Annotated in this window: 11 protein-coding genes; 6 read left to right on the forward strand and 5 right to left on the reverse strand. The window is 40.7% G+C overall.

Annotation, left to right across the window (positions count from 1 at the left end):
- Positions 1-168 precede the first annotated feature (168 nt).
- Positions 169-1,203 (reverse strand): LacI family DNA-binding transcriptional regulator, encoded by a 1,035-nt coding sequence (locus tag BM176_RS26475; protein ID WP_090107426.1) that lies wholly within the window; start codon positions 1,201-1,203, stop codon positions 169-171.
- Between the two features lie 126 nt (positions 1,204-1,329).
- A complete protein-coding gene (locus BM176_RS26480; protein ID WP_090107427.1) occupies positions 1,330-3,885 on the reverse strand; it encodes a zinc-dependent metalloprotease in 2,556 nt (851 codons plus the stop codon).
- 739 nt (positions 3,886-4,624) lie between these two features.
- Between BM176_RS26480 and BM176_RS26490 the strand changes: the two genes are divergently transcribed.
- The 5 genes from BM176_RS26490 to mnmE all read left to right on the forward strand — a co-directional run bounded on the left by BM176_RS26490 (position 4,625) and on the right by mnmE (position 9,210).
- Positions 4,625-5,485: a MotA/TolQ/ExbB proton channel family protein gene (locus BM176_RS26490; RefSeq protein ID WP_090107429.1), complete on the forward strand. Its 861-nt coding sequence runs from the start codon at positions 4,625-4,627 to the stop codon at positions 5,483-5,485.
- A 69-nt stretch (positions 5,486-5,554) separates the two neighbouring features.
- A complete protein-coding gene (locus BM176_RS26495; protein WP_090107430.1) occupies positions 5,555-6,199 on the forward strand; it encodes an ExbD/TolR family protein in 645 nt (214 codons plus the stop codon).
- Between the two features lie 68 nt (positions 6,200-6,267).
- Positions 6,268-6,861 carry an ExbD/TolR family protein gene (locus tag BM176_RS26500; protein WP_090107431.1) on the forward strand — a complete coding sequence of 198 codons (594 nt, stop codon included), beginning with the start codon at positions 6,268-6,270 and terminating at the stop codon, positions 6,859-6,861.
- Positions 6,862-6,906: 45 nt separating this feature from the next.
- The gene (locus BM176_RS26505) at positions 6,907-7,743 is read left to right on the forward strand and encodes an energy transducer TonB (protein ID WP_090107432.1); all 837 of its coding nucleotides are present in this window, start codon (positions 6,907-6,909) and stop codon (positions 7,741-7,743) included.
- 81 nt (positions 7,744-7,824) lie between these two features.
- Positions 7,825-9,210: a tRNA uridine-5-carboxymethylaminomethyl(34) synthesis GTPase MnmE gene (gene mnmE / locus BM176_RS26510; RefSeq protein ID WP_090107433.1), complete on the forward strand. Its 1,386-nt coding sequence runs from the start codon at positions 7,825-7,827 to the stop codon at positions 9,208-9,210.
- Positions 9,211-9,307: 97 nt separating this feature from the next.
- On the opposite strand, the gene BM176_RS26515 is transcribed toward mnmE, so the two are convergent.
- The 3 genes from BM176_RS26515 to BM176_RS26525 form a co-directional block, all read right to left on the reverse strand.
- Entirely contained in the window at positions 9,308-9,985 is a 678-nt protein-coding gene (locus BM176_RS26515; protein WP_090107434.1) for a hypothetical protein, read from the reverse strand.
- Positions 9,966-10,943, reverse strand: coding sequence for a hypothetical protein (locus BM176_RS26520; protein ID WP_090107435.1), 978 nt, complete (start codon positions 10,941-10,943; stop codon positions 9,966-9,968). The genes BM176_RS26515 and BM176_RS26520 overlap by 20 nt, the downstream gene beginning before the upstream one ends.
- 74 nt (positions 10,944-11,017) lie before the next feature.
- Positions 11,018-11,341 (reverse strand): magnetosome magnetite crystal formation protein family, encoded by a 324-nt coding sequence (locus BM176_RS26525; RefSeq protein ID WP_090107436.1) that lies wholly within the window; start codon positions 11,339-11,341, stop codon positions 11,018-11,020.
- A gap of 230 nt (positions 11,342-11,571) precedes the next feature.
- Here BM176_RS26525 and BM176_RS26530 point away from each other — a divergent pair, with 230 nt between their 5' ends.
- Positions 11,572-13,416 carry a hypothetical protein gene (locus tag BM176_RS26530; RefSeq protein ID WP_090107437.1) on the forward strand — a complete coding sequence of 615 codons (1,845 nt, stop codon included), beginning with the start codon at positions 11,572-11,574 and terminating at the stop codon, positions 13,414-13,416.
- Positions 13,417-13,476: the final 60 nt, after the last annotated feature.

Below are 13,476 nucleotides of genomic sequence, written 5' to 3' on the forward strand. Positions count from 1 at the left end.
TTCCCATTCCGAACAGAGAAGTTAAGCCCCTCATGGCCGATGGTACTGCACAATCATGCGGGAGAGTAGGTAGCTGCCATATTTATTGAAAAAAGCCTCGACAATTGTCGGGGCTTTTTTTATTGTACTAACCCAGTAAAGACAAAAAATTCAAAAGAATTCAACTTATCAGTTATTTTTCCCTTCAGTAGATTCCCTGGGTATCAGTTCTACCGGAAACACAAAGTTCTTGGTAACGTCCTTCGTCTCACTTGAATTAATCAGCTGCACAATCGTTTCTACTGCTTTTTGCCCCATATTATAGCCAGATTGCTCAATAGTGGTCAAACTGGGCGTAATAATGCGCGAAGATTGATCATTTGAATAACCAACTACCTTTATTGTGCCAGGAATGCTGACATCATGCCGTCTCGCCTCCTGTATAAAAGCTACCGCAGATGTATCATTGGCTGCAAAGAGGCCATCCGGAAGTATCTCTTGGGAAAGCAATTCTTGTGCAGCAATAGTAGCCGCTTCGGAAGTCAAAGTATGGACGTACAGCAGTTGCTCATCAAAAGAAATATTATTATCTGCTAATGCGGCTTTATAACCTGACAAGCGTTGCTGGTAAAGATTACATGTAAGCATCCCTGAAAATATAGCAATACGTCTGCACCCCTGTTTGATAAGATGCTCCGTGGCAAGATAGCCTCCCCTGAAATCATCACCGGTAATTGTATATCCCTTAAAATCAGCTGGTACGCGGTCATAGAATACTAAGGGAATATTATTTCTGATGAATGGACTAAAATGCTCGTAGGTTGTTGTAAACATAGAGGATACAGCCAGAAGACCGTCAACACGAAGAGAAAAGAAGGTTTGGACCAGTTCCTTTTCCATTTCTACGGTGTCATCAGACTGTCCAATTACGATACTAAAGCCATACTTGTGGGCATCATGCTGGATACCACTGATAGCAGTACTTTGAAAATACATAGATGTACGGGGGACAATTAATCCAAGAATATTGGATCGTTTTTTCCGCAGACTTGAAGCTATCCAGTTAGGTACATAGCCCATTTCCAAAGCAGTTCCCTTTACTCTCTCCCGCGTTTCCTGGTTGATAAGTGGATTATTCTGCAATGCTCTTGAAACCGTGGACGCTGACAGGCTAAGTACCTTCGCGATATCGTAAATGGTAATTTTTGAAGTGCGTTCTTTCACATTCTTGAGGTTCAGTGTATAAATATAGGAATATATTAAGCAACCACAGGCAGCAACTATTGGATAAAAATAAGACAGTCCCGGATTTTGCCCGGGACTGTCTTAAATCAAGCACTTATAAAACTGTTATTTAGGATCCAATAAGTGATTAATCCTTTCTGAAAGATCACTCAGGTGATAACGACTCATATTATCCGGCATAGCAGCTATGGCAGCACGTATCTCACTCCGTAATGATACCAGTTGTGCACGCGCAATACTGCTTACATCTGATTTGGTAGCATCTGTAGGTGATTGAGGAGCCACCATTATCATCATGGATTTATTACCTGATTGATCAGGCACAGTAATTAGATCCTGCAAATGCTGTATATAAGATTTTTGAAGATTTCTGCGATATACGTCAATTGTCTGATGCGTTGACAACTCTCCGAAAACACCCTTTTTAAGGTCATTCAGGAGTGCCGTAGCCTGATATGCATTTTCATCTGTTGCTTCACCGCTGATTAGCTTATTTAGAGTATTAACACTCAGTACTCTATCTAATACGGCATTCTGACGTGCACTTATAATGCTCATGGGATTAGTACCTGTACGGCTTAATATGTTTTTATCAAGCAACCATTTTGGAGTAGCAAATACTTGTTTGTTAAGGAACTGTACCGCCTCCTGTTGTATGCTCTTAGGGACACTCTCATAAACGCCTCCTTCCTGTTCCACCGTCTTTGGAGTTTCATAGATGCCCCCTATGTTTTTGGTTACATGCCCAATATAACGACCGAATTGGGTGCTTATTTCTCTATAAAGCTCCGTAAGATTTGCGTAATCTTCATTTGCTTCGCTGGTCCAGTTGATCAGATTAGGTATGATCCGCTGTAAATTCTTAATACCGTATGCACTTGCTTTCATTGCATTGTCACCAAGGTCTTCATTCTGTGACCTGGGATCGTCAGGATTCATTTCTGTACCGAACCAGTATTTCTTTTCTTTCAGTTTATCGATAGTCCATTTGTTCAGCGTTGATTTTTCAGCTTCCGGATCATTTACTCCAGGAATCAGACGGTATCCCCATTCAATAGCCCATTTGTCGTAGAAGTTGATCTTAGGATATAGATCTGCACCTGTGATACCATCTTCTGGCTGTGCTATATAGTTAAAGCGGGCGTAATCCATAATTGAAGCAGCATGTCCATTTTGTTTAACCCATTCTTTGTCCCGCAGTTTTTCTACAGGATAAGCAGAGCTGGAGCCGAAGTTGTGACGAAGACCCAGGGTGTGACCTACCTCATGAGAAGAAACAAAACGGATTAGTTCCCCCATCAACTGATCATCAAATTGCATCTTACGCGCCCGTGGATCATTAGGAGCGCACTGTACAAAATACCAGTTGCGGAGTAAATGCATCACATTATGGTACCAGTTGATATGGCTTTCCATAATTTCACCAGAGCGGGGATCATGTATGTGGGGGCCACTGGCATTAGGTACATCTGAAGGTTTGTATACAATTGCAGAAAATCTTGCATCTTCAAGGCTCCAGGTAGAGTCTTCTTCGCGGGTTGGAGCCATTTTGGCAACGATGGCATTTTTAAAGCCGGCCTGTTCAAAAGCTTTTTGCCAGTCATTCACACCCAGAATCAGGAAAGGCACCCATTTTTTCGGAGTAGCAGGATCTATGTAGAATATAATGGGTTTCGCAGGTTCTACCAGTTCCCCTCTTTTATATTTTTCAAGATCTTCTGGCTTGGGCTGCAGGCGCCAGCGGGTGATCATTGATAATCTTTTTACACCCTGCGGATCTGCATCAAAATCAATAAGTGAAGTAGTGAAATATCCAACACGGGTATCAAAATAGCGGGGTTCCATGGGTGTAGCAGGTAACAGGATCATTGAAGAATTCAATTCCAGTGTAGCGTTACCTCCTTGCGATGGCCCGCCCTGTCCGCCTGCTCTTGAATATGTTTTAACTGTTTTGATTTCAGTGTTGATAGGATAAGATTTTACATCAACGATATAGGATTTGTCCTGCTGCACTGCGCCTAGCTTGAGGCTGGTTTTTGTACCCTGATCAAAGAATAGTATATCATTATCTCCCTGGATATAATCAGTCAGATCAATTATGCTGCTGTTCCCTTTTTCAGAGAAAGCTTTAATATCAAAGGCTGCGGCAATCGGCTGAATATTAGAGTTCATCACCGCATTGAACATGGGTTGTGCAGAGTCCTTTGATATTTCAGAGTAAGAAATGTTTTTGAGGAAGATACGATTGTTGGGCCCTTTTTCGAAACGGATAACATTCTCACCTATTTCATCACCACTATAACCAATCATCATCGAACGTAGGCCTGCAGCAGATTTTGATATACGGTTCACAATGAGTATATCTCTCCCCAATAAAGAATCAGGTATCTCAAAAAATACTTTATCATCCTGTTTGTAGATGTTGAACAGGCCTGTATCTGCCTTAGCATCAGCTTTAATGATCTCGCTGAATTTTTTAGGATCTGTTTTTGGACCATTTTTAGCTGGCATAGGAGGACGTACTGTAGAATCTTTGGGAGGAAGGGCAGTAGTTTCCTTCTTTTTATTCTTTTGCGCATATACTGGGGAAATGAAGGTAATTGCCAGTATAAGTGTACTAATTACAATTGTAGCAAAGGGTTGGATAAGATGTTTATTCATTGATACTTATTAAAGGTGGTTTTTGATCCAGGTTGTTTTTTCATTAAGTAAGTTGCAAATAAACATATTAAGCAGTAACTTATCCGGGAATTCCATAAACGCTGCAAAAGCTATAGGAATGGAAATTCTGGCTGGTATGTCGGCTGCTTATTTGTTATGTGAAATAGTATCTGCACCTGTTATATTTTATGAACAAATTTATTGATATAGCATCTTTTATGTTTATATTACGATGCGTTTGACCTGCGGCAACGCCCGCGTCATAAGCCTTTTCGGAAGGTGTGAATGAGATGAATATTGCTGAATAAAGAAGAATGCGGATGAAATTAAATAATGATAAAAACGAGGAGAATGAACGGAAAGTGTGTGTGGTGGCGGGGAATAGACGAAAAACGGAGAATAAAATTTCTGTTGGAACATTTAAAAAATTTCTTAAATTGTGCGTCCAACTTTGAACAAAATCAATAATTTTCAGGTTCTAAGGACAGTAATCATTAAGGGTGGTAACCCATTCTTTGATATTAGTTGTATTTAAATATTTTAAGTGTACGCTCAATAAAAAAAAGGTATTGCAAAGTCAGCTACTGGCGGGCTTTTGAGGGAGAGATTAAATTTTGTGAGATTTTTTGAGCTACACTTGTTTTTTTGAATCAACCGTATATCTTTGCGAATCACGTATTTATATTGCAGAAATAACAAAAAACAATAGTTTAATCTTTAACACTAAAATTCAATCAACATGGCTGAGACTAAAACAACTGTGACTCCAGCTTCTGCCAAAGCGACTTCTCATCAACCTAAAAAATCATCCAACTTATTTGCAATGTTGGCTGTACCTATTTGTATCGTTATAGGTGTTCTCTTTTATATTTTCGTATTGGGAAATCCTTCTAATTTTCAGGGAGGGATTAAAGGGCCAAATGCACATCCAGTTGAAGAAGGTATCGGGAAATGGTTTGCCACTGTTTATCAGGGTGGTGTGATTGTACCTATCCTTATCTCTGTATTACTTATTTGCATCACGATGGTAATTGAGCGTTTCCTTTACATTAGCAAAGCGAAAGGTAAATTCAGCGGTGCTGAGCTGGTAAGAAAAGTACAGTATCACCTGGCTAACAAGAATGTGGATGCTGCACTGGCAGAGTGTGACAAACAACAGGGTTCTGTTGGTAACGTACTGAAAGCTGGTCTGAAGAAGTACAAAGAAATGATCGTTAACACTGAACTGGACACAGATCAGAAGATCCTGAGTATCAAGAACGAGATCGAAGAAACAACTGCTTTGGAACTGCCTATGATGGAAAAGAACCTGGTGTTCTTATCTACCATTGCTTCCGTTGCTACCCTGTTAGGTCTGTTCGGTACGGTATTGGGTATGATCAAATCGTTCTCTGCGATGTCAGCTTCTGGTGCTCCGGATTCTTCCAAACTGGCGATGGGTATCTCTGAAGCCTTGATCAACACTGCATTAGGTATCGGTACTTCCGCTGTAGCGATCATCATGTATAACTTCTTTACTACTAACATTGATAGCATCACTTATGCAATCGATGAGTCTGGATTTACTTTAACACAGAGCTTTGCTGCTAACCACAAATAATTTTTAATTATTTGTGTGGAATAACAGCAGTTTTGAATCTATATAAAGTAAACCAAAAAAGGAGTAAAGATGCCTAAAGTTAAAATGCCCAGGAAGAGCACGCTTGTCGACATGACAGCGATGTGTGATGTGGCCTTCTTGCTGCTCACTTTCTTCATGCTGGCAACTAAATTCAAGCCGGACGAACCGGTAACTGTGGTTACTCCGTCTTCAATCAATACCAAACTGTTGCCTGATTCTGATGTGATCATGCTGACAGTTGACAAAGATGGTAGGGTTTTCTTCAGTATGGACGGCCAGCCTAAAAGGCAGCAGCTCATAGAGGATCTGAACACTCAGTATCACCTGGGTCTCACTCCTCAGGAAATTAACAGCTTTACTATTGGTGCCAGCGTAGGTACTGAAATCAAGAATCTGAAAGCTTATCTGGCAGTTAAACCAGCCGAAAGGAAAAAATCAGGTCTTGAAACAGGTATTCCTACAGACTCTACTAATAATGAAGTAGCTGTCTGGATTGAATATGCGAGATCAGCACAGGGCGGAAATCCAAGGTTACAGTATTGTATCAAGGCAGACAATGGAACACCTTATCCTAAGATCAAGGCTATCCTTGATACCTTCAAGGATAAAAAGATCCAGAAGCTGAACCTGGTTACTAATCTGGAGGCAGCTCCAGCAGGTACTGCCGCCGCTCTGGCCCGTGACCAACATTAATAATCTAGTAAACAGCGGGCTGTACTAAAGTACAGTGCTGCTTTTGAAAACTTAAAAAAAGAGCTACTATGGCAGAAATGGATACCAGCAGTAGTGGCGGGAAAGGCAAACACCAGGGAACGAAATCCAAGAAACAATCTACCCGTGTAGATATGACTCCGATGGTGGACCTGGGTTTTCTGCTGATCACTTTCTTCATGTTGACTACCACCATGAGCAAGCCCAAAACAATGGACTTGATCATGCCGAAGGACACGAAGGATGAGAAGGAGCAGAATAAGGTAAAAGAAAGCACTGCCCTCACAATACTGCTAGGAAAGAAGGATCGGGTATACTATTATGAAGGTTTGGCGCAGGACCCGAATGCATCCGCCAATCCTGATTTTTTCAAAGCAACCACCTTTGCCAATACAAATGGCATTCGTGATGTAATCATCAAGAAGCGGGATGCGGTTGCTCAATTAAGGAATGCAAAAGGTGAACCAGAGGATGTTGTAGTTATTATAAAGGCAGATGATAATGCCACTTATAAAGACTTTGTAGACATACTGGACGAAATGGCTATTAACCGTATTCAACGTTATGCAACAGTTGATATCAGTGATCAGGATAAAACCTGGATCACTCAGACTGAAGCAGCAAACGCCGGTGGTAACCAATAGTCAGGGAATAATTAACTTTTGCATCCATCTTATAAAATTGAAACAATGGATACCGCTAAACTCGCAAAGTCCGACTTTCTGGATATCCTGTTTGAAAACAGGAATAAGGAATATGGAGCTTATGACCTGAGACGACAATATGATAAAAGGGTACGTAATGCTGTAATAGGTAGTGCTGCTCTGATATTGCTTGTTATCATTGGTTACGCTATCAATAACTATATAATGAAGGTTGAAAGGGATAACCCGAATAAACCTGTTATTGAGCAGATTAAGATGGAGGATGTGAAGATCCCGGACGATCCGAAAACACCACCTCCTCCTCCGCCTCCACCTGCTCCACCTCCACCGGTGAAACCGTCTGTACAGTTCACTCCTCCTATTATCAAAAAGGATAATGAGGTACCACCAGATGAGGAACCACCGAAAATAGAGCAGATAAAGGATAAAGCGGTAAGTACTAAAACCGTAGAAGGTGATCCTAACGGTATTGACCCAGGATTGCTGGAAGATAGTAAAGGTACCGGTGTGGTAGAAGCACCACCGCCACCTCCTAAAGAAGAGATCTTCACCTTCGTAGAACAACCTCCTACCTTCCCTGGTGGTGAGGAAGCGCTGGCGAAGTTCCTGAGCAAAAACATTCACTATCCCCGCGTAGCGCAGGAGAATGCAATCTCAGGTACTGTGTTCGTGCAGTTCGTGGTAGACTCTGAAGGTAATATCAAAGATGTAAAAACTGTTGGCGCTGCAAAAGGTGGTGGCCTGGAAGAAGAAGCTGTTCGCGTGGTGAAAATCATGCCTAAATGGAAAGCTGGTAAACAAAATGGTCGCCAGGTATCCGTACAGTTCAACCTTCCTATCCGCTTTACTTTGCAAGAGTAACAGAGAACAATATTTGAGTTAAAAATCCCTGTACAGGCATCGCCCGTACAGGGATTTTTTATTTATCGGTATCTTGCGCCCATGTTAGGGAATAATCTTACAGGATATGACGATACTATTGTAGCACTGGCCACAGCTCCAGGGATAGGTGCTATTGCCATAATACGCCTGAGCGGAAAAAAAGCGATTGAGATCTGTAACTCGATCTTCCCCTCTAAAAACCTGAATATCCAACCCGGATATACACTTCACTTTGGAGCAATCGTGTTTGAAGAGAAAATAATTGATGAAGTGATCATCAGCCTGTTTACCGCTCCACGTTCTTATACAGGGGAAAACATCATCGAAATCTCCTGCCATGGTTCTCCATATATCCAGCAACAGATTATTGATGCCTGTATCCAATCAGGTGCGAGAATGGCTAAACCAGGAGAATTTACCATGAGGGCCTTTCTAAATGGTAAATTAGACCTTACCCAAGCAGAGTCTGTAGCAGATCTGATAGCTAGTAATTCTGCTGCGAGTCATCAGACAGCTATGCAACAAATGCGAGGCGGCTTCTCAAAAGAATTATACGTACTCAGGGAACAACTAATCAGCTTTTCTGCATTGATAGAGCTTGAACTGGATTTCAGCCAGGAAGATGTTGAATTTGCTGACCGTACACAATTGTATCGTCTTATTAGTGAGGCTATGAAGATGGTGCAACATCTGGTGGATTCCTTTAGAATGGGGAACGTGATTAAAAACGGTGTAAATACTGCCATTGTTGGAAAACCGAACGCCGGAAAATCTACATTGTTAAATACTTTGTTGAATGAAAACCGTGCTATCGTAAGCGAAATTGCAGGGACTACCCGTGATACGATCGAAGAAGTACTGAATATAGATGGGATACTGTTCCGATTAATAGATACAGCGGGGATCCGTGTAAGTACTGATACCATCGAAAGTATAGGGGTGCAGAAAACAATGGAGAAGATCAAGGAGGCTGGTATTGTGTTATACCTTTTTGATGTGAATGAAACGAGTGTTGAGGATTTACAATTGCAAACTGAAACGTTTGAACGTGAAAGTATTAATTACCTGTTGATCGGAAATAAATCAGATATAGCAGGTTTGCGGACTACACAGGAGACATTCAGTAGCATTCCCGGAATTCTGTTTATTTCCGCGCGTCAGCATGAATATATTCAGGAGCTGAAAGATACACTGGTACAAAAGGTAATGAGGGGAGATATTAATACAGAGGATACTATCGTTACTAATGCCCGGCATTATGCTGCATTGCAGGAAGTGTTACGTTCATTGTTAGATGTGCAACAAGGGTTAGATAATCAACTGCCGGGTGATCTGCTTTCACTGGATATACGCAGATGTTTGCATTTTCTGGGGGAAATCACAGGACAGATTACAAATGAAGATCAACTGGATTTTATTTTTAGCAAATTTTGTATCGGTAAGTAGGGTCTTCTTTTGATTCTACTTTAAATAATAAAAGCATGGAAATAATTTGAGGAGCAACCAGGGTTATACAGCGATAGTAGCCCTGGGTTTTAACATGCTATTCCATCGACATAAGTTTCCCGTTTACATCAAACTTAACCCGGTAATTGTGCCTGGCTCCATTTATCATGATATACCATTCCTTTACATGTACTACTTTAATCTGGTTAAAATAGACATGGTTTATTGGTCCTGCATCTTCAATAGTTTTTGATTTTTCTACTGCAATATCATATACTTTTTTCGCCGTGCTGAATTTTACTTCATCCAGGGACATGAGCAATGATTTAAGCGCAAAATTCCCTGTAATCTGCACCGGTTTCTGCATTTGCCATTCGCCATTGCTGTAAGTATAAGTATCAACATTTTCGGGCTTGTCTGGGTCTTGCAGGTCAATAGAAATCATGCCACCCTGATAGTCGTAAAAATAGAAACCTTGCAGGAAGAATAGTTTTTTCCCTATAAGATGGGGCATATTCCGGAGTTCCTGCTGAATGCTATCCAAGGCTCCTTCACTTTCAAAAATGCTTTTATAACTCTGTTGCTGAGTTGTTGAAAAGGTGCTGGATGAGGAGAAAATTACAGTAGAAGATGTGTTGTTGTCGGTTGCTGGTGCAGTTCTTTTCTGTGGCTTTGGGTGCAAGGTTTCTTCAATGCTTTTTTTTGCCTCTTTACAGGATGCCAGCAAAAAAAGGGGCAGCAAAACAATAATAACATTATAATGTAAGGTCTTCATAAAATACGATGTTTTGAGGTTGGCTAGGCAGATATATGATCTCTTTGGGGCCTGTAGCTATTTTGTGTAAATCGAGCAATGAGATTATCATTTTACAAAGAGTTGTCTGCCTGTAGCCTTGTTGATCAGTATATTCAATTTCGAATTGCACTTGTGGTTGCTCGTTAATGTACATACCCGTCTGGCTATAATTTAAAATGGTACCTGTAGTCTTTATGCCATATAATATCATGCGGAGCGGCTGCGCCGGATTGCCTGATGCTTTTCCGATAAAGTTCAGGATGAACCATATAAATGCGCCAACGGCAAGGTTTATTAGCGGCACCATAATCCAGGGATGCGAAAGATTTAGAAAGCGCCAGCCAGATCCCTGGCTTTCCAGCTGATAAGAAAAAACAGGATAGATAATGGCAGCCATAATCAAGAATAAAAAAATAAAAGAATAGAGAAATATGGTCCCCTTGTTGCGTAACACTTGTACAGTTTTGGGAACAAATATTGAGTTTTGCTCATCTAAGCTGGCACACATCTCTATAGTATTGCCCACTTCGAAGCGGTTTTCATAGGGCTTGCCATCATTCAGTTGGTAAGGTATTTCTACAGCAGTACCGACAAGGTTATTAAATGCCAGTTTAAGATTAAGCACTGCTGTATCACGCACCGTTCCAACTTGCGTTTTGCTGGTTATTTTTGCTGCAATAATTATCCCTTCCTTTGCTGTTTTCTCTAAACGCTGTTTATCTGCAAAGACCAGCGTAATAAAAAATCGGCTATACAACAAGATAATAGCCAGCCAGATGATGATGCCAAGCCCCAGGTATATAAAGGCCATGGTGGCACTTTCCTCTGGCGGAGTTTCCAGACCACCTGTAGTATAGTATAGAACCGTTGGCAGCACAACTGTGAACCCTAGCATGTATATAAACCAGAAAGAAATACCAAAGACTAACTTTTTCATGATCTATGTTTATAGGGTATTAAATACTATTTCCGGTTCGATGCCTGATAAGCTTAGATGAGCTTTTATATCAATCAACCAATGAAAGCAAATTTATTCTCGAATGCTTTTCCTAAAAACGGAATAGGTTTTAGCGTACCGCTGGCAGCATTGATGATACCCAGGACCCAGAATACGATGATAACAAATCCAAGCAGGCTAAGAAAGGAAAGTGAGGGGATAATAGTTGCAATCACATTCAATGCAATGCTAAAAAGAATACTTACAATGGCCAGGCCAAGAGATTGTCTTAAATGGTACCTGAGCAGTGCATCTGTTTTTTCTTTTCCGGAAAAATAGGCGATGAACCATCCGATAAGTGTTACATAAGATACAATTGATAATGTTTTTGTGTTCATAGTATGATTCTTTAACTATGGCATTATTGCCCAGACAAAGGTGGATTGGCATTTAGTCATTATCAAACTTTAGCCTGCTACAGAATATCTACTTCCTGCTGTAAACGCGTCTACAATATGACTACGCATTTTCATAAATGGCTGTATTTTAAATGATTATACTCATGTAAAGGGGTGTTATTTATGGCAGTTTCATGTCCTATTCTATCAATTTATAGTAATTTGGCATTATGAAGTTTTTACTATTCCTGTTTGTTTATATATTTCATTTGAGCAGCTTTGCCCAAACCAACCTTCCGGATAGTTTACAATCAGTGATTGACCATGCTCAATTAAGCGAGAAGGAGAAACCGGTAATGTTAAACCAATTGGCAGAATATTACCGGGTTAATAAGAATTATAAAAAGGCTATTGAAACGGCTCGAAAGAGTGCTTCGATCGCTTTGAACAATAATGACTATATCGATGCTACTAAAGCCTATGTAGTGTTATTAAACAGCAAGATCAGCGCACAGGAACTTGGCGAGTTAAAGTCCCTGAGCGATACTGTCCTATTAATAGCAAAGCAGGCTAATGATCCCATAGCCCTGGCCTATGCCTATTATGCACAGGCTCTGTTTTTTAAAACACTTGAAAATTCGGAATACGTGATGAAGTTCTGTCAAATGGCGTTAACAGAGCTGGAAAAGAAAACCGATCCTTATATTTCCGCCAAAATCTATTACCAACTCTATGTGATCAATTCGAACTGGAACAATGAGGACAAAGTATATAAATATGCCAGGCTGGCTATGGGAAGTGCCTTAATGACAAGGGATTACAACCTGTTGAGCAATTGCTATAATGCAATGTCGATAGCCCATGAGTATAAATACAATGCAGGCAAGGAGAAAGTGGAGCTGGACAGCACTTTATATTACCTTGAAAAATCGGAAAGCCTTTACACCGAATATCCGGGGCAGGTAAACAATTATGCTTATGGGATAAACTGCATTAATCTTGCCAGCTATTACCTGAAGTATTTTAAGCCTGAGGACAGCAAGGCCAAAACGCAGGCCATTTATTATGCAAACAGGGCCCGAACAGTCTTAAAAGATGCATCAAACTGTCAGGATGTAGTGGCTAGTAGTCTGGGTATATTGAGCGAGTATGCCAAGCGTGATGGTAAGGATACGGAGGTAGAACGTTATTTGTTGGAGGCTTATCAGGTGATGTTGACCGAACAGCCGCCGTACTATTATACTATGATCAATGTAACGCAGGCTCTTACCGATTTTTATAGGCGCAACGGCAATTACCAAAAGGCCCTGAAGTTTCAGCAGGAAGTAACTGAATACAACAACAGGAATTTTAATCAGCAAAAGGCATTGAATGCCCAGAAACTGGAAATACAATACGAAACTGAAAAAAAAGACAATGAAGTGCGGTTTTTGAAAGAGCGCGAGAAAAGCCAAAAGCAACAAACATTTTTATATGCCTGTGTTGCAATTGCCTCTTTTTTGTGCTTATTGTTCCTCTTTCGATCATATTATTTCAGGTTACGTTATTCTTTGCAGCTTGAAAAGCAGCTGCAACTTGAAAAGCAGGATTCGGAGCTACAGATAAAGCTTGAAAAGGAAGAACAGGCAAGGCTTAAGGCCGAACAGCAATTGCTGGAGGTACAGCGGCAACAGTTGAAGAAGGAAGTAATGGCCAATGTACTGCAACTGGAGCACAAAAATCAGATGCTGCATAATTTAAAGGATAAACTGACCGGGGGGAATGAAGTGAATATGCACAAGATATTGAAGGAAGAAATGATGCTGGACAATGATTTTGAGCATGCCAAACTTCAAATCCAGCAAGTACATCCCGATTTTTTTCAATTGCTTAACGAGAAAGCAGAGAAGAAACTTACTTTGCTTGACCTGAAGCTGTGTGCTTATCTGTATCTTCAAATGGATACCCGCCGGATTGCGCAGCTAATGCATGTTGAAGCCAAAAGTGTTAGGATGAGCCGTTACCGGGTCAAGCAGAAATTGGGTCTGGATAAAGACGATGACCTGAATGGCTTTTTGCAGGGCCTTAATGGTTAAAAGATTGGAATACTAAAGAGAATGTTTTTTTTGTATCGGGGAATAGTAACTTATTATCAT

The organism is Chitinophaga sp. CF118 (assembly GCF_900112615.1).
GTDB lineage: Bacteria > Bacteroidota > Bacteroidia > Chitinophagales > Chitinophagaceae > Chitinophaga.

Bases quoted from the DNA above. Each gene is read 5' to 3' on its own strand.
- BM176_RS26480 (WP_090107427.1), bottom strand. From the start codon at position 3,885: ATGAATAAACATCTTATCCAACCCTTTGCTACAATTGTAATTAGTACA.
- BM176_RS26490 (WP_090107429.1), top strand. From the start codon at position 4,625: ATGGCTGAGACTAAAACAACTGTGACTCCAGCTTCTGCCAAAGCGACT.
- BM176_RS26495 (WP_090107430.1), top strand. From the start codon at position 5,555: ATGCCTAAAGTTAAAATGCCCAGGAAGAGCACGCTTGTCGACATGACA.
- BM176_RS26500 (WP_090107431.1), top strand. From the start codon at position 6,268: ATGGCAGAAATGGATACCAGCAGTAGTGGCGGGAAAGGCAAACACCAG.
- BM176_RS26505 (WP_090107432.1), top strand. From the start codon at position 6,907: ATGGATACCGCTAAACTCGCAAAGTCCGACTTTCTGGATATCCTGTTT.
- mnmE (WP_090107433.1), top strand. From the start codon at position 7,825: ATGTTAGGGAATAATCTTACAGGATATGACGATACTATTGTAGCACTG.
- BM176_RS26515 (WP_090107434.1), bottom strand. From the start codon at position 9,985: ATGAAGACCTTACATTATAATGTTATTATTGTTTTGCTGCCCCTTTTT.
- BM176_RS26520 (WP_090107435.1), bottom strand. From the start codon at position 10,943: ATGAAAAAGTTAGTCTTTGGTATTTCTTTCTGGTTTATATACATGCTA.
- BM176_RS26525 (WP_090107436.1), bottom strand. From the start codon at position 11,341: ATGAACACAAAAACATTATCAATTGTATCTTATGTAACACTTATCGGA.
- BM176_RS26530 (WP_090107437.1), top strand. From the start codon at position 11,572: ATGAAGTTTTTACTATTCCTGTTTGTTTATATATTTCATTTGAGCAGC.